The organism is Pseudomonas sp. GW531-T4 (assembly GCF_017349615.1).
Taxonomy (GTDB): Bacteria; Pseudomonadota; Gammaproteobacteria; order Pseudomonadales; family Pseudomonadaceae; genus Aquipseudomonas; species Aquipseudomonas chlororaphis_I.
Genome location: NZ_JACMZT010000012.1, coordinates 134,697 through 155,889, shown reverse-complemented (window position 1 = coordinate 155,889; position 21,193 = coordinate 134,697). Strand labels below are relative to the sequence as shown.

18 protein-coding genes are annotated in these 21,193 nt (G+C 62.0%); 7 read left to right on the top strand and 11 right to left on the bottom strand.

Annotated features, from left to right (window positions below; translation table 11 throughout):
• Positions 1-5 precede the first annotated feature (5 nt).
• From ssuD to argE, 7 genes are all read right to left on the bottom strand, one after another.
• Positions 6-1,154, bottom strand: coding sequence for an FMNH2-dependent alkanesulfonate monooxygenase (ssuD, locus tag J4D28_RS12680; RefSeq protein ID WP_009051384.1), 1,149 nt, complete (start codon positions 1,152-1,154; stop codon positions 6-8).
• Positions 1,155-1,179: 25 nt separating this feature from the next.
• Complete coding sequence (locus tag J4D28_RS12675; protein WP_096375736.1) at positions 1,180-2,148, bottom strand: sulfonate ABC transporter substrate-binding protein; 969 nt, start codon at positions 2,146-2,148, stop codon at positions 1,180-1,182.
• Between the two features lie 89 nt (positions 2,149-2,237).
• On the bottom strand, positions 2,238-2,831 hold the full coding sequence (gene ssuE, locus J4D28_RS12670; protein ID WP_007928287.1) for an NADPH-dependent FMN reductase: 594 nt from the start codon (positions 2,829-2,831) through the stop codon (positions 2,238-2,240).
• Positions 2,832-3,085: 254 nt separating this feature from the next.
• Positions 3,086-3,724, bottom strand: a complete 639-nt coding sequence (locus J4D28_RS12665; RefSeq protein WP_009051386.1) for a peroxiredoxin — start codon at positions 3,722-3,724, stop codon at positions 3,086-3,088.
• A 272-nt stretch (positions 3,725-3,996) separates the two neighbouring features.
• A complete protein-coding gene (locus tag J4D28_RS12660) occupies positions 3,997-5,370 on the bottom strand; it encodes an OprD family porin (RefSeq protein WP_025807108.1) in 1,374 nt (457 codons plus the stop codon).
• A 508-nt stretch (positions 5,371-5,878) separates the two neighbouring features.
• Complete coding sequence (gene argA / locus J4D28_RS12655; RefSeq protein WP_009051388.1) at positions 5,879-7,177, bottom strand: amino-acid N-acetyltransferase; 1,299 nt, start codon at positions 7,175-7,177, stop codon at positions 5,879-5,881.
• Between the two features lie 145 nt (positions 7,178-7,322).
• Positions 7,323-8,471 carry an acetylornithine deacetylase gene (argE, locus tag J4D28_RS12650; RefSeq protein WP_028683694.1) on the bottom strand — a complete coding sequence of 383 codons (1,149 nt, stop codon included), beginning with the start codon at positions 8,469-8,471 and terminating at the stop codon, positions 7,323-7,325.
• Between the two features lie 158 nt (positions 8,472-8,629).
• Here argE and J4D28_RS12645 point away from each other — a divergent pair, with 158 nt between their 5' ends.
• The gene (locus J4D28_RS12645; RefSeq protein WP_009051390.1) at positions 8,630-9,997 is read left to right on the top strand and encodes an inorganic triphosphatase; all 1,368 of its coding nucleotides are present in this window, start codon (positions 8,630-8,632) and stop codon (positions 9,995-9,997) included.
• A gap of 84 nt (positions 9,998-10,081) precedes the next feature.
• Here J4D28_RS12645 and J4D28_RS12640 read toward each other — a convergent pair whose 3' ends face one another.
• On the bottom strand, positions 10,082-10,552 hold the full coding sequence (locus J4D28_RS12640; RefSeq protein ID WP_007928270.1) for an Lrp/AsnC family transcriptional regulator: 471 nt from the start codon (positions 10,550-10,552) through the stop codon (positions 10,082-10,084).
• Between the two features lie 124 nt (positions 10,553-10,676).
• Here J4D28_RS12640 and J4D28_RS12635 point away from each other — a divergent pair, with 124 nt between their 5' ends.
• Positions 10,677-10,997, top strand: a complete 321-nt coding sequence (locus J4D28_RS12635) for a hypothetical protein (RefSeq protein WP_016703220.1) — start codon at positions 10,677-10,679, stop codon at positions 10,995-10,997.
• A 126-nt stretch (positions 10,998-11,123) separates the two neighbouring features.
• Positions 11,124-12,902: a GspE/PulE family protein gene (locus J4D28_RS12630; protein ID WP_103330871.1), complete on the top strand. Its 1,779-nt coding sequence runs from the start codon at positions 11,124-11,126 to the stop codon at positions 12,900-12,902.
• Between the two features lie 9 nt (positions 12,903-12,911).
• On the opposite strand, the gene J4D28_RS12625 is transcribed toward J4D28_RS12630, so the two are convergent.
• Complete coding sequence (locus J4D28_RS12625) at positions 12,912-13,892, bottom strand: hypothetical protein (protein WP_103330870.1); 981 nt, start codon at positions 13,890-13,892, stop codon at positions 12,912-12,914.
• A gap of 208 nt (positions 13,893-14,100) precedes the next feature.
• Here J4D28_RS12625 and J4D28_RS12620 point away from each other — a divergent pair, with 208 nt between their 5' ends.
• Complete coding sequence (locus J4D28_RS12620; RefSeq protein WP_009051394.1) at positions 14,101-14,418, top strand: DUF2388 domain-containing protein; 318 nt, start codon at positions 14,101-14,103, stop codon at positions 14,416-14,418.
• Between the two features lie 77 nt (positions 14,419-14,495).
• Here J4D28_RS12620 and gcvP read toward each other — a convergent pair whose 3' ends face one another.
• Positions 14,496-17,369, bottom strand: coding sequence for an aminomethyl-transferring glycine dehydrogenase (gene gcvP, locus J4D28_RS12615; protein ID WP_028683691.1), 2,874 nt, complete (start codon positions 17,367-17,369; stop codon positions 14,496-14,498).
• A 174-nt stretch (positions 17,370-17,543) separates the two neighbouring features.
• Here gcvP and J4D28_RS12610 point away from each other — a divergent pair, with 174 nt between their 5' ends.
• The 3 genes from J4D28_RS12610 (at position 17,544) to J4D28_RS12600 (ending at position 20,687) form a co-directional block, all read left to right on the top strand.
• On the top strand, positions 17,544-18,686 hold the full coding sequence (locus J4D28_RS12610) for a DegT/DnrJ/EryC1/StrS aminotransferase family protein (RefSeq protein ID WP_103330869.1): 1,143 nt from the start codon (positions 17,544-17,546) through the stop codon (positions 18,684-18,686).
• Between the two features lie 390 nt (positions 18,687-19,076).
• Positions 19,077-19,760 (top strand): hypothetical protein, encoded by a 684-nt coding sequence (locus J4D28_RS12605; protein WP_009051397.1) that lies wholly within the window; start codon positions 19,077-19,079, stop codon positions 19,758-19,760.
• 219 nt (positions 19,761-19,979) lie between these two features.
• On the top strand, positions 19,980-20,687 hold the full coding sequence (locus J4D28_RS12600; protein ID WP_028683689.1) for a hypothetical protein: 708 nt from the start codon (positions 19,980-19,982) through the stop codon (positions 20,685-20,687).
• Between the two features lie 93 nt (positions 20,688-20,780).
• Here J4D28_RS12600 and gcvH read toward each other — a convergent pair whose 3' ends face one another.
• Positions 20,781-21,164 carry a glycine cleavage system protein GcvH gene (gene gcvH, locus J4D28_RS12595; protein ID WP_009046109.1) on the bottom strand — a complete coding sequence of 128 codons (384 nt, stop codon included), beginning with the start codon at positions 21,162-21,164 and terminating at the stop codon, positions 20,781-20,783.
• Positions 21,165-21,193: the final 29 nt, after the last annotated feature.

Sequence of the window (21,193 nt, the reverse complement as noted above, 5' to 3'; positions counted from 1 at the left end):
ACGCCTCAGCTCTGGGACGCAGCTTTGGGAATGATGTCGTTGGCGACCATTTCGCCGAACGGGCTGACGTACCCGGCGCCCTTGGGCAGCTCGGGACGTTCGATATCCAGATGCGGGAACAGCAGCTCGGCCACCCGGTACGACTCTTCCAGGTGGGGATAACCGGAGAAGATAAAGGTGTCGATACCCAGGTCCGCGTACTCCTTCATCCGCGCCGCCACGGTCGGGCCATCGCCGACCAGCGCGGTACCCGCGCCACCCCGTACCAGGCCGACGCCGGCCCAGAGGTTGGGGCTGACTTCCAGTTTGTCGCGGCGCCCGCCGTGCAGCGCCGCCATGCGCTGCTGGCCGACCGAGTCGAAGCGCGCCAGGGAAGCCTGGGCCCGGGCGATGGTGTCGTCGTCCAGATGGGAGATCAGGCGCTCGGCCGCTTGCCAGGCTTCGGCGTTGGTTTCACGCACGATCACATGCAGGCGAATGCCGAAGCGCACACTGCGCCCCTGCTTGGCGGCCTTGGCCCGGACCTGCTCGATTTTCTCGGCCACCGCGGCCGGCGGTTCGCCCCAGGTCAGGACCATGTCCACCTGTTCGGCGGCCAGGTCCTGCGCGGCTTCCGAGGAGCCGCCGAAGTACAGCGGCGGACGCGGCTGCTGGATCGGCGGATAGAGCAGCTTGGCGCCCTTCACGCTAATGTGCTGGCCATCGTAGTCGACGGTTTCGCCTTCCAGCACCCGACGCCAGATACGGGTGAATTCCACCGAAGCCTGGTAGCGCTCTTCATGGCTGAGGAACAGGCCGTCGCCGGCCAGTTCGTCCGGATCGCCACCGGTCACCAGGTTGAACAGCGCCCGGCCGCCGGACAGGCGATCCAGGGTTGCCGCCTGGCGTGCCGCCACCGTCGGGGAAATGATCCCCGGGCGCAGGGCGACCAGGAACTTCAGGCGCTGGGTCACCGGGATCAGCGAGGCCGCCACCAGCCAGGAATCCTCGCAGGAACGCCCGGTGGGAATCAGCACGCCGCCGAAACCGAGGCGGTCGGCCGCCTGGGCGATCTGCTGCAGGTAACCGTGGTCGACGGCGCGAGCGCCTTCGGCGGTGCCAAGGTAATGGCCGTCGCCGTGGGTAGGCAGGAACCAGAAAATATTGAGGCTCATGGAGTTGTCTCCTAAGGGGATCGAGTTACGGCGCTTTGGCAACGGCGGCTGGAGGCGTCCAGATCACGTCTTTGATGCTCAGGGGCTTGGGAATCAGCTTGAGCTGGTGGAAGCTGTCGGCGATTTTCTGCTGGGCCGCCACCACGTCCGGGGTCAGGAAGTTCGCGCCATAACCCTGGCGTTTCACCGAGGTCAGGGTGATGTCCGCCGGCAAGCCGAGCAGTGGCGCCACCTGCTGGGTCACCTCGTCCGGGTTGGCCTTGGACCACTCGCCCACCGCGCGCACTTCTTCCACCAGGGCCTTGATCACCTCGGGGTGCTGCTGCGCGTAGGGTTTGGTCGCCAGGTAGAACTGGTGGTTGTCGACGATGCCGCTGCCGTCACGCAGAGTGCGGGCTTGCAGCTGCTTCTCGGCCGCCGCCTGATAGGGGTCCCAGATCACCCAGGCATCGACGCTGCCACGCTCGAAGGCGGCGCGGGCATCGGCGGGCGGCAGGAATACGGTCTGGATGTCGCTGTACTTGAGGCCGGCGTCTTCGAGGGCGCGGACCAGCAGGTAGTGCACGTTGGAGCCCTTGTTGAGGACCACCTTCTTGCCCTTGAGCTCGGCTACCGACTTGATCGGCGAATCCTTGGGCACCAGGATCGCTTCGCTGGTCGGCGCCGGTGGTTCGTAGGCCACGTACAACAGGTCGGCACCAGCGGCCTGAGCGAATACGGGCGGGGTCTCGCCGGTGACGCCGAAGTCGATGGAGCCGACGTTCAGCCCTTCCAGCAGCTGCGGGCCACCGGGGAATTCGGTCCATTGCACCTGCACGCCCTGCTCTGCCAGGCGCTTCTCCAGCGAGCCCTTGGCCTTGAGCAGCACCAGGGTGCCGTATTTCTGATAGCCGATACGCAGGGTCTCGGCCGCTTGGGCTTGAACGATGGCGCCGAAGGACACAGCCGCAGCAAACAGAGCGACCAGACCACGACGCAAAATCACAGGGCGCATGGCGCTCTCCTTTTTGCTGTTGGGTTTTGGCTGCACCTGCTAGGCCGTTGGCGGCTAAGTAAGGCCAGTACTTCAGATTCGGGTAGGACTCAAATGCTCCAGCGAGCACTCAACAAACGATCATTCAACAGATTCGGGTCCAGCGGCTTGGGACGCCGCGCCATGGCGCTGTGGAACTGTTCCAGGGCTTCGCGCAGGCGCTGTTCCAAGGCCGGCGCCAGCTGCGCCTGGGCACTGCCTTCGCCGTAGGCGATCTGGCTGTCCTCGGCGAAGATACCCTGGAGCATCTCCTGGGCCTTGAGGGCCGACAGCACCGGCTTGAGCGCGTAGTCCACCGCCAGCATGTGGGCGATGCTGCCGCCCGTGGCCATCGGCAGCACCACCTTGTGGTTCAGGGCGCGTTCCGGCAGCAGGTCGAGCACGGTTTTCAGCGCACCGGAAAACGATGCCTTGTAGACCGGGGTGGCGATCAGCAAGCCGTCGGCCTGTTCGATCTGTTGCAACAGGTCGATCACCATCGGGCTGTCGAAGCGCGCGTGGAGCAGATCCTCGGCCGGGAAATCCCGGACCTGATAGTCGACCACTTCCACACCTTGTTGCTGCAACCAGCGTTTGGCGTGTTCCAGCAGCACCCCGGAGCGGGAGCGTTGGCTGGGACTGCCACCGAGTGAGACGACCAGCATGCAGAGGTTTCCTTTAGCGGTAATGGGCGATTCGCGGTTTGCGATCTCGCTGAGCTGAGCAGACCTTAACAGTCTATTTATATATCCATAAATCTTATTTTTTCATTTGTTTATTCCTTAAATGAATATAATAAAAGCCATTCTCCAGGCAAAAAAATAGGCCGTCGAAACGGCCTTAAAACCCCTGCTTTGTGGAAGCGGTACATGACCCGCAGGCGGCGGCAATGCCGGCTCGCGCCTGCGGGCCCACGGTGTCAGCGATTCGGTTGCGGCGTCAGGCGCAGGTAGGGTTTGACCGCGCGATAACCTTTGGGGAAGCGTTTCTTGATTTCCTCTTCGTCCTTGAGCGACGGCACGATCACCACTTCATCACCGTCCTGCCAGTTGGCCGGGGTGGCCACCTTGTAGTTGTCGGTGAGCTGCAGCGAGTCGATCACCCGCAGGATCTCGTGGAAGTTGCGCCCGGTACTGGCCGGGTAGGTGATGGTCAGGCGCACCTTCTTGTTCGGGTCGATGACGAACAGCGAACGCACGGTCAGGGTGTCGTTGGCATTCGGGTGGATCAGGTCGTACAGGTCCGAGACCTTGCGATCGGCGTCGGCCAGGATCGGGAAATTGACGAGGGTGTTCTGGGTTTCGTTGATGTCCTCGATCCACTTGTGGTGCGAGTCCACCGGGTCCACCGACAGGGCAATGGCTTTCACGCCGCGCTCGGCGAACTGGTCCTTGAGCTTGGCAGTGAACCCCAGCTCGGTGGTGCACACCGGGGTGAAGTCCGCCGGGTGGGAAAACAGCACGCCCCAACTGTCGCCGAGCCACTCGTGGAAACGAATCTTGCCAGCACTGGAATCCTGTTCGAAGTCGGGGGCGATGTCGCCAAGTCTGAGGCTCATGTTGCTGCTCCTGTGAGTGCGTTATGAGCCCTACTGTGCCTGCGCCTGGGAATATTTAAAAAGAATAAATATCGATTTATTTAGACTATAAATGAATATTAAAAATCTCTTCACTGGATTCGCGCGCGCCCAGGGCACACCATCTTCGACAAGGTTCGAGAAGGCCTTGAGTAGCTGTAAAGAGGGGTTTCAGGGAGGACCTGCGGGGGTGGGTCCGACCTGGATGACAACACCTCGCCCGGCATTGCGCCGGGCGAGATTTTAACGTCGGATTACAACAGCGGGATCGAGTAGCTGACGATCAGGCGGTTTTCGTCCTGCGAGCGCTGGCCCGGAATGTCGTTACGCCACATGGCGTTTTTCCAGGTCAGGCCCAGGTTCTTCAGCGGACCTTCCGGAATCACGTAGGCCACGGTCAGGTCGCGTTCCCACTCGCTGGCGTTGGTCGCCGAAACGGTACGCTGAGGGAGAACGGAACCCTCTTTGCCGGAAGTGTCGATGTTATCGCCACGCAGATAGATCACACCAGCGGTCAGGCCAGGCACGCCTACCTTGGCGAAATCGTAGGAGTAGCGAGCTTGCCAGGTACGTTCGCCAGCACGGGCGAACTTGGCGATCTGCATGTCGGTAGTCAGGTAAGCCGACGAACCGTCACCCTGGTTCAGCCAAGGGAAGTCGCTGTCACCGTTACTCACCTGGTAGCCGCCACCGAAGGTATGGCCGGCAACCGAGTACAGGAACAGGCCGCTGATCAGGTTGTTATCAACCTTGCCCTTGGTGATGCCAGTGCCGTAGTCACCGGTGGTGTAGTAGGCCGAGTCGTGGCCGTTGGCACCGTCGTCACGGCTGTTGAAGTAGCGCAGGTCAGACTTCAATACGCCCGGGCCGATAGCCCAGTTGTGCAGCAGGCCAACGAAGTGCTGCTTGTAGAAGTCTTTCAGGTTGCCGTAGTAGTACTGAGCGGTCAGATCTTTAGTGATCTTGTAGTCACCACCACCGTAGATGAACTTGTTGCTGTCACGACCAGCAGCGGTGTGAGCGTTGGCGCCCGCAATCGACAGCTCTTCGTTGTTGCTGGAGTTACGCCCCTTGGCATGCTCGATCTGACCACCCACCAGTGTCAGGTCCTTGATGTCGTTCGAGGTGATCTGACCGCCCTGGAAGGTTTGCGGCAGCATACGACCATCGTTGGTCACGATAACCGGCAGTTTTGGCTGCAGGGTGCCGAGCTTCAGTTCGGTCTGGGAGATCTTGGCTTTGGCGGTCAGGCCCAGGCTGGAGTAGTTATCGACCGCTTTGCCGTTGGACTCGCTTGGGAAAACAGTGCCGCCATAAGAGGTAGCAGTGGCGCCGTTGGTGCCGCCGCCCGAATCCAGCTTGATGCCCAGCAAGCCGATTGCATCCAGACCGAAACCGACGGTGCCTTCGGTGTAGCCGGAAGTGAAGTTGAGCTGGAAGCCCTGGCCCCACTCTTCCCACTTGTTCTGTGCGCCGGACGCCTTGGTGTCGGCATCGCGGTTGTCAGTATTGATGTAGAAGTTACGCAGACCCAGAGTGGCCTTGCTGTCTTCGATGAAACCGGCGGCGCCTGCCTGCTGCGCCATAACCCCAACGGCCACAGCCAGGGCCAAGGTGGACTTGTTCATGTTTCGCTCCTCTCGTTTCTAATTCTTGTGTACTCAGGCCCAGGGTCTGCTGCCCCGGGTCCATCGGTGGGCGATTAGCGCCAGACCGTGACTCATAAGTCAATCGTAACCAACTGTGTCTACGACCAAGGTCTAATCGCGATGATTGGGTCCTTGCAGGGTAATGAATTTCTCATAAACCCAAAAAGAATTATTTCATTCTTTTTCATACCGTTCGGGAATATCGACAGGTACGTTCGTTTGAGCCGTGGCCCAAGGTATCGGCGTCCTGTTTAATTCCTGAATGGTATTTCCCCGCTGATCTTTAGATCGATCAGTTAAAACATAAGCCAGATACGTCAACCAGTATCGAAAAGGCGACGCAATAATGGCTAGGCGCCGATGGTCCCGTCAATTTGTTACAGTTTTTGTATCGCACGCATTTATTTTTCTGAAACATAAATCAGGCTCGGCAGACGCAACGAAAAACCCGCCCCTGTCAAGAGCGGGTTGCCGAACGGGATGAAGCTCAGAGGGCTTTTTCGAAGATCTTCGAGTTGCGCTGGTAGTTGTACAGCGAGGCCCGCGCGGAAGGCAGACGCTCGACGCTGCTAGGGGCAAAACCGCGCTCACGGAACCAGTGAGCGGTACGGGTGGTGAGGACAAACAGGGTTTTCAGGCCCTGGGCCCGGGCCCGGGTTTCGATCCTTTCCAACAGTTCGTCGCCACGACCGCCGTGGCGGTATTCCGGGTTCACCGCCAGGCAGGCCAGCTCCCCGGCGTCGGAGTCGGCGATCTGGTAGAGCGCGGCACAGGCAATGATCATCCCCTCGCGCTCGACCACGCTGAACTGCTCGATCTCACGCTCGAGCACCTCGCGGGAACGCCGCACCAGAATGCCCTGCTCCTCCAGCGGACTGATCAGATCCAGCAACCCGCCGACGTCCTCGATGGCCGCCTCGCGGACCAGTTCGAACTGCTCCTGGGCCACCAGCGTACCGCCACCGTCACGGGTGAACAGCTCGGTCAGCAGCGCGCCGTCTTCGGCGTAACTGACGATATGGCTGCGCCCTACGCCACCCCGGCAAGCTTCTGCCGCGGCATCCAGCAGCTCCGCCTGATAGTTGCTGCCCAGGCGCTGCAAATGCGCCGGCACCTGTTGCGGACGCAGTTCGCGCACCAGATTGCCGCTTTCATCCAACAGGCCACGCTCGGCGCCGAACAGCAGCAGCTTGTCGGCAGCCAGGTCGATGGCCGCGCGGGTGGCGACGTCTTCGCAGGCGAGGTTGAAGATTTCCCCGGTCGGCGAGTAGCCCAAGGGCGACAGCAGGACGATCGAGCGCTCGTCCAGCAGGCGGTTGATGCCCTTGCGGTCGACCCGGCGCACTTCGCCGGTGTGGTGATAGTCGACACCCTCGAGCACGCCGATCGGCCGGGCGGTCACCAGGTTGCCGCTGGCGACCCGCAACCGCGAGCCCTGCATGGGCGAGGACGCCATGTCCATGGACAGCCGCGCTTCGATAGCGATGCGCAACTGGCCGACGGCGTCGATCACGCATTCCAGGGTCGCCGCATCGGTGATGCGCATGCCGTGGTGGTAATGCGGGGTCAGGCCGCGCGCAGCCAGGCGGGCTTCGATCTGTGGACGCGAGCCGTGTACCAGCACCAGGCGCACGCCCATGCTGTGCAGCAGCACCAGGTCATGGACGATGTTGCCGAAGTTCGGATGTTCTACGCCGTCGCCGGGCAGCATGACCACGAAGGTGCAGTCGCGGTGGGCATTGATATAAGGCGAAGCGTGACGAAGCCAATTGACGTATTCGGGCATAACCTGAGCCTGTAAATAAGAAGCAGCCTATAAAAGGACGAAACGGGAAAACGCACAGCGGGCTGGTGGTTATCGTCGGAACAGGCTTGGCGACACGCTCGCTCTCCTTGAGGTACGGGCTTGGCCGTCGGTGATTTAGTAGAAATCAGGCCGGCGTCAGGCAGTAATGATTAATCAGTTCACGTAGTAGATGCACGGTAGGCTGCAAGCGTGACATTTCGAGGTATTCCCCCGGCTGGTGAGCACAGGCGATGTCGCCCGGGCCCAGCACCACTGTCTCGCAGCCAAGGCGCTGAAGATAAGGCGCTTCGGTGCCGAACGCTACTGCTTCGGCGCGATGACCGGTCAGGCGCTCGGCCACCCGCACCAGTTCGCAGTCTTCGGCCTGCTCGAAGGCCGGCGCTTCGGGGAACAGCGGCGCGTAGTCGATCTTCACCTGGTGCCGCTCGGCCACGGGCACCAGCTTCTGCCGGATGGCCGCGCGCAGCGCCTGCGGGTCCATGCCCGGCAGCGGCCGCAGGTCGAATTCCAGCGAGCATTGGCCGCAGATGCGGTTCGGGTTGTCGCCACCGTGGATACACCCAAGATTCAGGGTCGGCTGCGGCACGCTGAACTGCGGGTTGCGGAATTCGCGCTGCCACGCCAGGCGCAGGCCGCGCAGTTCGCCGATGGCATCGTGCATGGCTTCCAGGGCGCTATGGCCCAGGCTCGGGTCGGAAGAATGGCCGCTGCGCCCGAGAATATCGATGCGCTCCATCATCACCCCTTTGTGCATGCGGATCGGCCGCAGCCCGGTCGGCTCACCGATCACCGCGGCGCGCCCCAATGGCCGGCCGGCTTCGGCCAGGGCGCGGGCGCCGGCCATGGAGCTTTCCTCATCACAGGTGGCGAGGATCAGCAGAGGTTGCTTGAAGGGCTGCTCCAGCAGCGGCCGGACCGCCTCGATGACCAGGGCGAAAAAACCTTTCATGTCGCAACTGCCCAGGCCGACCCAGCGCCCGTCGACCTCGGTGAGCTTCAGTGGGTCGGTCTGCCATAGCGCGCCGTCGTAGGGCACGGTGTCGCTGTGCCCGGCCAGCACCAGGCCGCCGGGACCACTGCCGAAACTGGCGAGCAAGTTGAATTTGCCAGGGCTGACCTGCTGGATATCGCAGGCAAAACCCAGGTCGCCGAGCCAGCTCGCCAGCAAATCGATGACCGCACGATTGGACTGATCCAGCGCCGGCTGGGTACAGCTGACCGAAGGTGTGGCAATCAGCGCAGCGAACTGCTCTTTCATGGACGGCAATGGCATGCGCTGGCTCCCGGGTTCCAAGATGAAGTCCATCATAGAGCCATCCTGCGACAGGAATAAACCGCCACGGCACCTCGGCGCGGCGAGTCCTGTACACTGCACGACCTTGGCAGCCACACATTCCCCCGGCTGCGCTCCCGATCCTGGATTTTCCGGCCATGCAGAAAGAAACCGAAATCAAACTCCGCGTCAGCCGCGAAACCCTCGCCGCCCTGCGTGAGCACCCGCTCCTGAAAAAACGCAACAAAAGTGGCTGGGAACACCGCGAACTGATGAACCAGTACTTCGACACGCCCGAGCGCGACCTGGCCCGCGCCAAGGTCGCCCTGCGCCTGCGCCGCGACGGCGAAGAAGTGATCCAGACCCTCAAGACCCGCGGCCAGAGCGTCGCCGGCCTGTCGGAACGCAACGAGTACGACTGGCACCTGGCCAAAGCCAAGCTCGACCTGAAGAAACTCGACGGCGAATGCTGGCCCGAGCAACTGGCCGAGCTGGACAAGAAGACCCTCAAGCCGATCTTCACCACCGACTTCGTCCGCGAACGCGCGGAAATCGCCTGGGGCCGCGGCAAGGCCAAGGTGGTGATCGAGGCCGCCCTGGACCTGGGCCACGTGATCGCCGGCAAGCAGAAGGAAGAGATCTGCGAGCTGGAACTGGAACTGCGCGAAGGCGAACCGGCCGCCCTGCTGGAACTGGCCGCCGAGCTGGCCGCCACCCTGCCGCTGATGCCCTGCGACATCAGCAAGGCCGAGCGCGGCTACCGCCTGTTCGACGCCAACAGCTACTCCCTGAGCCTGCCCGCCCCGGAACTGAGTGCGGAAACGCCGCTGGACGACGCCTTCGCGGCGCTGACCTGGCACCTGCTGGGCAGCAGCCAGCGCCTGGCCGAGCAATATCGCTTCAACGGTCACTGGCGTTTGCTGCAGGACTGGGTCGAGAACCTGGCGGAACTGCGCGCCCTGGTCAGCAGCCTGGGCCAGGCCGCACCGCGCCAGGCGACCGCCGAGTTGCGTGCTTCGCTGGACGGCCTGCTGGAAGACTGGCGCCCGCTGGTGCAAGCCGGCCTGGACGACGAAGACGTGCGCAAGGCCGCGCCCGAGCAGTTCATCGAAGAGCTGCAGGACGTGCGCTGGGGCCTGTTCTCGCTGAACACCTCGCGCTGGTTGCTGGCCCGCAGCTGGACCGCCGAGCGCAATACCCGTGGCAACCGCCAGGGTGCGGCGCAACTGGGCAGCTGGTTACCGCGCCTGCTGGCCGACGAAGCCAGCTCCCTGCAACTGCCGCGCTACCAGCAACAGCCGGAAGACCTGGCCGAGCAGCTGCCACGTATCGAACGCATCCAGTCCTGGCTGCATCACGCACGCAACGTGCTGGAAATCCCGGAGCTGGACCGTCTGTACGGCGAGTTGAACAAGCTGGCGCAACTGGCCAACGAGCCGATCACCGACGAAGCCCTGGATGCCCGCAAGCAACAGGCGATCACGGTGTTCCAGAACCGCGCGTGGAAGACCTTGCTGCGCATGTGACAGCCTCATCGCGAGCAAGCTCGCTCCTACAAGACCGGCATAGTCCCTGTAGGAGCGAGCTTGCTCGCGATGGCTTCAACCGCATCAACGCAGAACGGGCAAACTCGTCGTGGACTTGATCTCCGACAGCGCCACGATCGAGTTCACTTCCTGAATCCCCGGCACCATCGACAGTTTCTCGAAGAAGAAACGCTCGTACGCCTCGATGTCCGCCGTGACGATGCGCAACAGGAAATCCACCGCCCCCATCAGCACATAACACTCCAGCACTTCCGGAAAACCGCGGATCGCCTCGGTGAACTCGGTGAAGTTGGAACGGCCGTGGGCGTTGAGTTTGACCTCGGCGAAGATCTGCGTGTTGAGGCCGATCTTCTTGCGGTCGAGCAAGGTCACCTGGCCACGGATCACCCCCTCCTCCTTGAGCCGCTGGATCCTCCGCCAGCAAGGTGACTGGGACAGCCCTACCTGTTCGGCGATCTGCGCGCTGGACAGCGAAGCGTCTTCTTGCAGCAGCGCCAGGATGCGGCGGTCGTAGGCGTCCAGTTCGCTATGCATAGATATTCCTCAATAACCCACAAATACGAATCACATGATTCGATAGTTTCGAAAACCCCTTCATCTTAGATAAGAAATACCCGCCACCGAATGTAAAAATTTCTCCATTGATCCGGAGAATCCCATGCCCTCTCTCGAAGCCGTCAGTTCCCGCGCCGATGTGTGGAATGTCGCCAACACCCATTGCCGGGTGCATTACCAACTGGTCACCGACGCCGAGGCCGATGTGCTGTGCCGGGTGCTTAATCATTTCGCCCTGCAGTCCCTGCTGCCGCAGCAGGTCCAGGTGCAACAACAGGACGGTTCGCTGCTGATGGAAGTGCTGCTCGATGGCCTGAGCTGGCACCGCGCGCAAGTCATCGCGGAAAAACTGCGCAACCTGGTCAGCGTGTGTTCGGTACAGCTGCAACTCGCCGAGCGCGAGCCGTTGCAGGCCGCCGGCTGAGAACACCTGGCAAAACCCTGCAACGCTTGGGCGACTGATGGTCGCCATCCCGGGACTATTCTTGGCATTCCGTGGTCAGAGGCGCATCTAACCCGCCCGCTGCCGGATTGTTCACAAGGAGCCCGCATGTCCGTTACTCTCGTTACCCAGGACCGCTGGCTGGATCTCAACGATCTGCTGCGCGACTTGGTCGCCCAGGGTTTCATCAGCCAGGACTCGGCCGAACACGCCCTGACCACCCGCCGCAACGCCGCCAACAGTCAGCTGCACCCGCTGGAGTTTCTCGCCAGCCAGCACCTGGACGACCTCAGCCGGCCCGGCAGGCGCCTGGACCTGGAAAGCCTGACCCTGTGGCTGGCGCAACAGGCCGGCCAGCCATACCTGCGCATCGACCCGCTGAAAATCGACGTTGCCGCCGTCACCCCGCTGATGTCCTACGCCTTCGCCCAACGCCACAAGATCCTCGCGGTATCGATCGACGCCGAAGCCGTCACGGTGGCCAGCGCCCAGCCTTATGTCAGCGCCTGGGAAGCCGACCTGACTCACGTGTTGAAGCTGCCGATCAAGCGGGTCGTAGCCAACCCGGTGGAAATCCAGCGCCTGACCGTGGAGTTCTTCCGCCTGGCCAAGTCGGTAACCGGCGCCAGCGCCGACCAGAAAAGCCACGCCCCGGGCAACTTCGAGCAACTGCTCAACCTCGGCGCCAGCGATCAGGAGCCCGACGCCAACGACGCGCACATCGTCAACATCGTCGACTGGCTGTTCCAGTACGCCTTCCAGCAGCGGGCCAGCGATATCCACATCGAGCCGCGCCGCGAACAAGGCACCGTGCGCTTTCGCATCGACGGGGTGCTGCACAACGTCTATCAGTTCCCGCCCCAGGTCACCATGGCCGTGGTCAGCCGCCTGAAAAGCCTGGGCCGGATGAACGTCGCGGAAAAACGCAAACCCCAGGACGGCCGGGTCAAGACCAAGACCCCGGAAGGCGGCGAAGTGGAATTGCGCCTGTCGACCCTGCCCACCGCCTTCGGCGAAAAAATGGTCATGCGCATCTTCGACCCCGAGGTGCTGCTCAAGGACTTCGATCAGTTGGGCTTCTCCAGCGACGACCTGCGGCGCTGGCAGGAAATGACCCGCCAGCCCAACGGCATCATCCTGGTCACCGGCCCCACCGGTTCGGGCAAGACCACCACCCTGTACACCACCCTGAAGAAGCTGGCGACGCCGGAGGTCAACCTCTGCACCATCGAGGACCCGATCGAGATGGTCGAGCCGGCGTTCAACCAGATGCAGGTCCAGCACAACATCGAGCTGACCTTCGCCAGCGGCGTGCGCGCACTGATGCGCCAGGACCCGGACATCATCATGATCGGCGAGATCCGCGACCTGGAAACCGCGGAGATGGCGATCCAGGCCGCCCTCACCGGCCACCTGGTGCTATCGACCCTGCACACCAACGATGCGCCCGGCGCCATCAGCCGCCTGCTGGAACTGGGCGTCGCGCCCTACCTGATCAAGGCCACGCTGCTCGGGGTCATGGCCCAGCGCCTGGTGCGCACCCTGTGCCCGCACTGCAAGACCCCGCTGACCCTGGACGAAGGCGACTGGCAAAACCTGACCCGGCCCTGGCAGGCGCCGCTGCCCAGCCATGCCCACGGCGCCACCGGCTGCCTGGAATGCCGCGATACCGGTTACCGGGGCCGCGCCGGGGTGTACGAAATCATGCAGTTGAGCGACAGCCTCAAGGCCCTGATCAGCGCCGACGCCGACCTGCTCGCCATACGCCGCCAGGCCTTTTTGGAAGGCATGCGCAGCCTGCGCCTGTCCGGGGCACAGAAAGTCGCGGCCGGGCTGACCACCCTCGAGGAGATATTGCGGGTAACGCCACAAAGCGAGCAGCGATGAGCCGTCCGGCTACCAGTCGAGGACACCCAACCCGGTATTGGGCTTGATCCACAGCACCGCGCCGTTCTCCCTGCGTTGCTGTATCGAGCGCCCGGCATCGAGCGTTTCCCCCGTGCGCAGGTTCTGCGCGGAGTCCGATTTGCTCGGGCTGAACATCAGGGTCCCCGGCGTGTCCTGGCGAACCCTCATGCGGCGGGGGTAGTGCCAATCGCCCAGGGTCAGGTCTTGCGCCAGTTGCCCGCTCCAACGTCCCGGTTGCCGCTGCTTGTCGAGATCCAGGCTCAGGCTCGACAGCGCTATCCCCTGGATAACCACCGCCGGTGAAGCCAGACCGATGGTGTCGATGCTGAACCTGCCGTCGTACTGCCTGACCTCGCTGGAGCTCGGCCACTTCACCCCTGCCACATCGGCCCCGGTCACCAGGGTGCATTCAGAGAAGCGCCAGCGGCTCGGCTGCAAGCGGTCCGCGTCGGCAATGTCCAGCGTTACCCAGGTGCCGCCGGCGCAGGGCCAGCCCGCGACGATCTGATCACGGCTCAGCAGCATCTTTGAGAAAGGGCCGCTGCCGTACATCTGCAACTCTGTAACCTCCACACCGTTGATGGTGTGTGGTGCAGCGAATTTGGCGTAATAGAGGCTGCGCAGTCCATGAGGTTGCGGCTGGCCTTGCGAATCCAGAGGTTCAAGTGTTTCCAGATTCAGCTTGGCACCTGCGGGCAATGGCAGGCCATCAAGCTGTACGTCCTGCTCAAGTTCTGGGTGGAGTGCCTTTCTAAGCTGGTCGTCGCTATGGATTTTCCACAGGGTGCAAACCACAAAGATTGCACAGCCCCCTGCAAGCGCACCGAAGTGCAGGGGCTGACGGCGCATCCGGCGTCGACAGGCCGGAATGAGCAAGCCAATCAGCAGCAAGGGAAGTCCGATAAAGGACAGCAACACCAGGCTCAGCAGGGTTGCGTAGATCATCGCGCCAAAAATCAAGGCCAGCATCCGTGCAGTCGAGAAAGTCGCCCATGGTGGCAAATGCCGCCCCTGCGTTCCAGCACATTGACTCAATACCGAGGTGCAGCGGTCGCTCCCGAAGAGCTCGTTCGGCCCCTGTCCACGCGGGCGAAAGCTTGTTGCAGCAGCAGGGAACTCAATTGGGCCAACACCTATCAAAGGGCTCAGTTTTCCCCCCTAGCTGGAGTCACCCACCATGCGTTTCAAAACAGCTGTCGCCACCCTGGCCCTGCTTTCCCTGCCTGTAGGTTCGGCAATGGCCGACAGCTTCTGGCGTAACATCCTTTCCACCGGCGCCACCACCGCTTCCACCTACCTGACTTCCAAGGATCACAAGCTGGTCGCCGCCGCCCAGGACGACGCCAGCAGCTTCGTCGCCAGTGAAGGCAGCATCCGCGGTCCGTACCTGGAAGCCGCGATGCAGAAAGTCCGTGCCGACAACCCGGGCCTGCAGGCCACCGACATGGAGCTGGCCAACGCCATCCTGGCGAAAAACGCCATCGCCCAGCAGTGACCGCCAGCCGGTAGCCAGGCTGACGCAACGAAAAATGCCGCTCACAAGAGCGGCATTTTTTTGCCCGCCGTTCGAGCTCAGCGGTAGGCATCCACCGGTACGCAGGCGCAGAACAGGTTGCGGTCGCCGTAGACATTGTCGACCCGGTTCACCGTCGGCCAGTACTTGTGTGCCCTGGCATGGGGGCTGGGGATCACCGCCTGCTCGATGCTGTAGGGCCGCTCCCAGACCCCGGCGATGTCCGCCAGGGTATGGGGCGAACGCTTGAGCGGGTTGTCTTCGGCCGGCCAGTTGCCTTCCTGGACCTGGGCGATCTCGGCGCGAATGCTCAGCATCGCCTCGATAAAGCGGTCCAGCTCGGCCTTGGACTCGCTTTCGGTGGGCTCCACCATCAGCGTGCCCGGCACCGGGAACGACATGGTCGGCGCGTGAAAGCCGTAGTCCATCAGGCGCTTGGCCACGTCCTCTTCGCTGATGCCGGTCTGCGCCTTGAGCGGTCGCAGGTCGAGAATGCATTCGTGGGCGACCCGGCCATTGCGCCCGCTGTAGAGCACCGGAAAGGCCCCGCTCAGGTGTTCGGCCAGGTAGTTCGCGGCGAGGATCGCCACCTCGCTGGCATCCGCCAGCTGCGGCCCCATCAGGGCGATGTACATCCAGCTGATCGGCAGGATGCTCGCGCTGCCCCAGGGCGCCGCGCTGACCGCGCCGTTCTGCGGCAGCGGCCCGTCGATGGCCACCACCGGGTGGTTGGCCACGAACGGCGCCAGGTGCGCCCGCACGCCGATCGGCCCCATGCCCGGGCCACCGCCGCCGTGGGGAATGCAGAAGGTCTTGTGCAGGTTCATGTGGGAAACGTCGGCGCCGATATCGGCCGGCCGCGTCAGCCCGACCTGGGCGTTGAGGTTGGCGCCATCCATGTACACCTGGCCGCCGTGGCTGTGGATCACCTCGCATATCTCGCCGATGCCCTCCTCGTACACCCCGTGGGTCGAAGGATAGGTGGCCATCAGGCACGCCAGGTGTTCGCCCGCGGCCAGGGCCTTGTCTTTCAGGTCTTGCAGGTCGACGTTGCCGGCGTCGTCGCAATCGACGATCACCACCTGCATCCCGGCCATCTGCGCCGAGGCCGGGTTGGTGCCGTGGGCCGAGGCGGGAATCAGGCAGATGTTGCGCTCTCCCTGCTGGCGGCTCTCGTGGTATTTGCGGATCGCCAGCAACCCGGCGTACTCGCCCTGGGCCCCGGAGTTGGGCTGCATGCAGATCGCGTCGAAGCCGGTAATGGCGCATAACCAGCGCTCCAGTTCCTCGATCATCAGCGAATAGCCGAGTGCCTGCTCCGGCGGGACAAAGGGATGCAGGTTGGCGAAACCGGGCCAGGTGATGGGGATCATCTCGCTGCTGGCATTGAGCTTCATGGTGCAGGAGCCCAGCGGGATCATCGACTGGTTCAGCGCCAGGTCCTTGTTCTCCAGCTGCTTGAGATAACGCAGCATCTCGGTTTCGCTGTGATGGCTGTTGAACACCGGATGGCTCAGGTAAGGCGTGCTGCGCAGCAGGTCCTGGGGAATGCCCGGGACCAGGCTTTCAGCGTCCAGTTGCGCGACGTCCAGGCCGTGGTCGGCGCCGAGGAACACATCGAACAGGCGGGCGACGGTATGCTCGTCGCAGGTTTCATCCAGGCTCAGGCCCAGGTGCCCGCGCCCGAGGATCCGCAGATTGATCTGCGCGGCCTTGGCGCTCTCGATGATGGCCGTCTGGCTACCGCCGACCTCCAGCGTCAGGGTGTCGAAGAACTGCCGGTTCAGCCGCTCGATGCCCTTGCGCTCAAGGCCGGTGGCGAGGATGCAGGTCAGCCGGTGGACACGCTGGGCGATGCGCCGCAGACCTTCCGGACCGTGATAGACCGCGTAGAAACTGGCGATATTGGCCAGCAGCACCTGGGCCGTGCAGATGTTCGAGTTGGCCTTCTCGCGGCGGATATGTTGCTCGCGGGTTTGCAGGGCCATGCGCAGCGCCACATTGCCCCGGGCATCCCTGGACACGCCGATGATCCGCCCCGGAATCGCCCGCTTGTACTCCTCGCGACTGGCAAAGAACGCCGCATGGGGCCCGCCGTAGCCCATGGGCACGCCAAAGCGCTGGGACGAACCGAACACCACGTCGGCCCCCAGCTCGCCCGGCGGCGTCAGCAGCAACAGGCTCAACAGGTCGGCCGCCACGCAGGCCAGCGCCTGCTGCGCATGCAGGTGATCGATCAGCGGCCGCAGGTCGCGAATCTCGCCGTGGGTGTCCGGGTACTGCAACAAGGCGCCGAACACCTGGTGCTGCTTGAGGTTGTCCAGAGTGTCGACCACCAGTTCGAAGCCGAACCCTTCGGCGCGGGTCTGCACCACCGAGAGAGTCTGCGGATGGCAGTTCTGGTCGACGAAGAACAGATTGCTTTTCGACTTGGCCACGCGCTTGGCCAGGGCCATGGCTTCGGCGGCGGCGGTCGCTTCGTCCAGCAGCGAGGCGTTGGCCAGCTCCAGGCCGGTGAGGTCGATGGTCAGTTGCTGGAAATTGAGCAGGGCTTCGAGCCGGCCCTGGGCGATTTCCGGTTGGTAGGGTGTGTAGGCGGTGTACCAACCGGGGTTTTCCAACACGTTGCGCAGGATCACCGTGGGGGTCAGGGTGCCGTGATAACCCATGCCGATCAGGCTGGTCCAGACCTGGTTCTGCTCGGCATAACCGCGCAGCTTGGCCAGGGCGGCCTGCTCGTCCAGCGCCGGCGGCAGGTCCAGCGGACGGTTGAAACGGATGCCCGGCGGCACCGTCTGTTCGATCAGCTCGACCCGGCTGCCCAGGCCCAGGCTGTCGAGCATCGCTTGCTGCTCGGCGGCGTCGGGCCCGAGGTGACGCCGCAGAAAGGCATTGGGATCGCGTAACTGGCTCAAGGACGGCAACTGGGACATGACGGGCTCTCTCTCAGGCGGCGCTCGGCGTCGATGGAACACGGTCAAAGCAGCATAGCAGCCGATCCCGGACGCCGACGGTGTGGCACCCCGGGCCAACCGGTAGCATGATGCTCGACTCCGGCGCGGCCCGCCGCCCTGCCTCGACCTCTGCTTATCGGGTACCCCATCGTCATGAGCCAGCTGCCTTTCCTGCCGTTCTCCAAACCCACCATCGATGAAGCCACCATCGCCAGCGTCGGCGAAGTCCTGCGTTCGGGCTGGATCACCAGCGGGCCCAAGGTCCAGGCCTTCGAAGCGCAACTCTCGCAGTATTGCGGCGGGCGCCCGGTGCGCACCTTCAATTCCGGCACCTGCACCATGGAGATCGCCCTGCGGATCGCCGGCATCGGCCCTGGCGACGAAGTCATCACCACGCCGATTTCCTGGGTGGCCACGGCCAACGTGATTCTCGAAGTCGGCGCCACCCCGGTGTTCGCCGACATCGACCCGGTTACCCGCAACATCGACCTGGCCCAGGTGGAAGCGGCCATCACGCCACGGACCAAAGCCATCATCCCGGTGTTTCTCGCCGGCCTGCCGCTGGACATGCCGCGCCTGTATGCCCTGGCGCGTAAACACGGCCTGCGGGTCGTGGAAGACGCCGCCCAAGCGCTGGGTTCGAGCTGGAACGGCGAGCGCATCGGTGCCGGCGGCGACCTGGTGTCTTTCAGCTTCCAGGCCAACAAGAACGTCACCTGCAGCGAGGGCGGCGCCCTGGTGCTGAACACCGCCGAAGAGGCCCGCCTGGCGGAGAAGTACCGCCTGCAAGGCGTGACTCGCCACGGCTTCGATGGCCTGGACGTGGACGTGCTGGGCGGCAAATTCAACATGACCGACGTCGCGGCCGCCATCGGCCTGGGCCAGTTCGCCCATCTCGAAACCCTCACCGCGCACCGCCGCGAACTGGCCCGGCATTACTTCGAATGCTTCGGCAGCGGCTTCGAAGCCCGCTACGGCGCCCAGCTGCCACCAGCAGATTTCAGCAACAGCAACTGGCACCTGTTCCAGCTGGTACTGCCGCAGCGGCATGACGGCAAACCGGCGCGGGCGACCTTCATGGAGCAGATGCAGGAACGCGGGATCGGCATCGGCTATCACTACCCGCCGATTCACTTGCTGAGCCTGTACCGCGAGCGCGGTTTCAAGGAGGGGATGTTCCCGGTGGCGGAACGGGTAGGACGACTGATCGTCTCGTTGCCGATGTTCACAGCCATGAACAAGGGCGATGTTGAGCGCTCGGTAGCGACGGTGAAGGCTGTCTTGCAAGATGCATAAATAAATAGATACCCAGCCCTTGAACGGCTGGCTTGTGCAATATTCAAGACGCTCAATGCCCAGGCATTGGGCGTTTTTATTTCAGCAATAAATACAGTTGCCAATAGTTATATAAGTGTCCACTTGTCCGATCCTTTGCGCCAAAAACCAGACTCCCGGCAGGACTCACTTTAATTGCACACATAAACACATGATAAATCAGCACGAACCAATGCATTAAATTTCCGAAATACAGACGACTTTCACAACAATAGCCAATCATTCTATAGGTCAACTTTCCGCCTGCTATGTTTACTTATGACTGCGCCTTGGAAACAAAAGGCCATTACGCAGCTGAAAAGACCGTTACAAAATCCATGTTTCAATTTACTCGAAATGGAGTTCACAGAAATGAGCAGCCAACAAATAGTTGTATACATCGAAGAAGAACAGTTGATTGCGCAAAAGAACAACAACTACAGTCTCTATCTGGCCAAGAAAGTAAATAATGACTTTACTGTCATCTGGCAATCAAAAGGCCCCGTTGCGACAGTCAACAACCCTAGTTACCAATATAGAAACACCTTTGATATCGCCACCCCGTCGTTCATGGTCAACTTCACCAATGACCCGGTCAGCAGCGGCGATGTCACCTTCACCTCCGGCGGGAAAAACCTGCCCATCAGCACCGGCCAGACCACGACGCTCGATGCGAACGGCGTGTTCACACCGGCCAAGAATGGCGGCGTCCCCTCGGATGTTCTCATCAAAAATGAGCTGCAAGGCAATCCGCATGCAATCCTCCTGGATTCCAACGGCAACAACATCTGGGTGAACCGTCAGAGCGGCATGAACATCGGCCCTGCGACGCTGACACCAAAGAGCCAATATCAACTCTGGTTCGGCAACATTCAGGAAACCGGTTCGTTGATCGCCATCAACCTGTCCAACCCCTATGTAGCGACCCTGCAGGATGGCGGCAGCGTCACCATTACCTACACCGACAGTGGCACCTGGGTGACCGGCGAACCGGCCAGAGTCCTGAGCGCCTCCGAAGTCAGGGCGCTGCACGCCAGGCTCGGGATCGCGGCCTAGTCCGCCAGGCGGATCGAGCATCGGTTGCGCGAAGGACATAGAGCACTGCGCGATGCCATTGGCAGTCTTCCGTTCGCAAGTTCCGCTCATGCAAGAAAACCCTGTATATCGTAGATCTACAGGGTTTTTTATTGATGGTGTCGAAGCCATAGTCGAACGGGCCAGGTGGAGTCGAGACTCTGTGCCTGAATCATCCACAGGATGAGCGTGAGATTAGCCATGAGTAAGCAAACCATAATTGTCTATATTGAAGAAGAGCAACTTGTTGCACAAAAGATAAACAATTACAGCCTCTACCTGGCCAAGAAAGTAAACAGTTCCTTCACTGTCATCTGGCTTTCAAAACCACCATTCGCCGCCCCCAACCAACCGACGTATCAATACAAGAACATCTTCAATATCACCAATGATTCCTACATGGTGAATTTCACCAATACACCGCTGCAAGAAGGAGACGTCAATTTTACTTCAGGCGGAAAGAACCTACCCATCAACACAGGCCAGATAACCACCCTGGATCAATATGGTGTATTCAGCCCTGCAAAGAATGCTGGAACGCCAGGAGATGTTTCAATAAATAACGAACTTCTGGCCAACCCCAGCAATATATTGTTGGACTCCACCGGACTCAGTCTCTGGGTGAACCGCTCAGGTGGCATGAATATAGGCATAACCACCATGACCCCCAAAAACGAGTTTCAACTATGGTTCGGTCCGGCCCAAGCGGCGGGTTCGCTGATCCCCAGCAACCTGTCCAGCCCTTACAACATCAGCGTGAACGACGGAGAAACCAAAACCGTCACCTACACCAATCAGGGCGCCTGGGTTAGCGGCGAACCCGCGGCGAGTTTGACAGCAGAAGAAGTGGCAGCGCTTCACATCAGGGTGAACAAAGCCGTACTGCGGGCCAGATCGCTCCGCCGCTAGGCCAGCCCCCAGGTGTCGCCTGCAAACGAAAAACGCCGCGTACCCGATAAGGGCAACACGGCGCTCTTGTAGCGGATTCGCTTCTGGCAGGGGTTATTCGCCGATAGCGGCCTTATAACCGGCTGCGTCGAGCAGCTTCTCAAGATCGGCAGCGTTGGCCGGCTTGAGCTTGAAGATCCAGGCGCCGTACGGGTCGCTGTTGAGCAGCTCGGGGCTGCCGCTCAGGTCTTCGTTGACCGCGATCACTTCGCCGGCCACTGGCGCGTAGATATCGGAAGCGGCCTTCACCGATTCCACCACACCGGCCTGGTCGCCAGCGCCGAAGACATTGCCGACTTCGGTCAGCTCGACGAACACCACGTCGCCCAGGGCTTCCTGAGCGTGGTCGCTGATGCCCACGGTCACGGTGCCATCGGCTTCCAGACGGGCCCATTCGTGACTTTCGGCAAAACGCAGGTCAGCAGGGATATCGCTCATGTTCTGTGTCCTCAAGAAGAAATGTCAGC

What these genes read in the sequence shown, in the direction of transcription:
- ssuD (WP_009051384.1), bottom strand. Translation starts at nt 1,154, where the DNA reads ATGAGCCTCAATATTTTCTGGTTCCTGCCTACCCACGGCGACGGCCAT.
- J4D28_RS12675 (WP_096375736.1), bottom strand. Translation starts at nt 2,148, where the DNA reads ATGCGCCCTGTGATTTTGCGTCGTGGTCTGGTCGCTCTGTTTGCTGCG.
- ssuE (WP_007928287.1), bottom strand. Translation starts at nt 2,831, where the DNA reads ATGCTGGTCGTCTCACTCGGTGGCAGTCCCAGCCAACGCTCCCGCTCC.
- J4D28_RS12665 (WP_009051386.1), bottom strand. Translation starts at nt 3,724, where the DNA reads ATGAGCCTCAGACTTGGCGACATCGCCCCCGACTTCGAACAGGATTCC.
- J4D28_RS12660 (WP_025807108.1), bottom strand. Translation starts at nt 5,370, where the DNA reads ATGAACAAGTCCACCTTGGCCCTGGCTGTGGCCGTTGGGGTTATGGCG.
- argA (WP_009051388.1), bottom strand. Translation starts at nt 7,177, where the DNA reads ATGCCCGAATACGTCAATTGGCTTCGTCACGCTTCGCCTTATATCAAT.
- argE (WP_028683694.1), bottom strand. Translation starts at nt 8,471, where the DNA reads ATGCCATTGCCGTCCATGAAAGAGCAGTTCGCTGCGCTGATTGCCACA.
- J4D28_RS12645 (WP_009051390.1), top strand. Translation starts at nt 8,630, where the DNA reads ATGCAGAAAGAAACCGAAATCAAACTCCGCGTCAGCCGCGAAACCCTC.
- J4D28_RS12640 (WP_007928270.1), bottom strand. Translation starts at nt 10,552, where the DNA reads ATGCATAGCGAACTGGACGCCTACGACCGCCGCATCCTGGCGCTGCTG.
- J4D28_RS12635 (WP_016703220.1), top strand. Translation starts at nt 10,677, where the DNA reads ATGCCCTCTCTCGAAGCCGTCAGTTCCCGCGCCGATGTGTGGAATGTC.
- J4D28_RS12630 (WP_103330871.1), top strand. Translation starts at nt 11,124, where the DNA reads ATGTCCGTTACTCTCGTTACCCAGGACCGCTGGCTGGATCTCAACGAT.
- J4D28_RS12625 (WP_103330870.1), bottom strand. Translation starts at nt 13,892, where the DNA reads ATGCTGGCCTTGATTTTTGGCGCGATGATCTACGCAACCCTGCTGAGC.
- J4D28_RS12620 (WP_009051394.1), top strand. Translation starts at nt 14,101, where the DNA reads ATGCGTTTCAAAACAGCTGTCGCCACCCTGGCCCTGCTTTCCCTGCCT.
- gcvP (WP_028683691.1), bottom strand. Translation starts at nt 17,369, where the DNA reads ATGTCCCAGTTGCCGTCCTTGAGCCAGTTACGCGATCCCAATGCCTTT.
- J4D28_RS12610 (WP_103330869.1), top strand. Translation starts at nt 17,544, where the DNA reads ATGAGCCAGCTGCCTTTCCTGCCGTTCTCCAAACCCACCATCGATGAA.
- J4D28_RS12605 (WP_009051397.1), top strand. Translation starts at nt 19,077, where the DNA reads ATGAGCAGCCAACAAATAGTTGTATACATCGAAGAAGAACAGTTGATT.
- J4D28_RS12600 (WP_028683689.1), top strand. Translation starts at nt 19,980, where the DNA reads ATGAGTAAGCAAACCATAATTGTCTATATTGAAGAAGAGCAACTTGTT.
- gcvH (WP_009046109.1), bottom strand. Translation starts at nt 21,164, where the DNA reads ATGAGCGATATCCCTGCTGACCTGCGTTTTGCCGAAAGTCACGAATGG.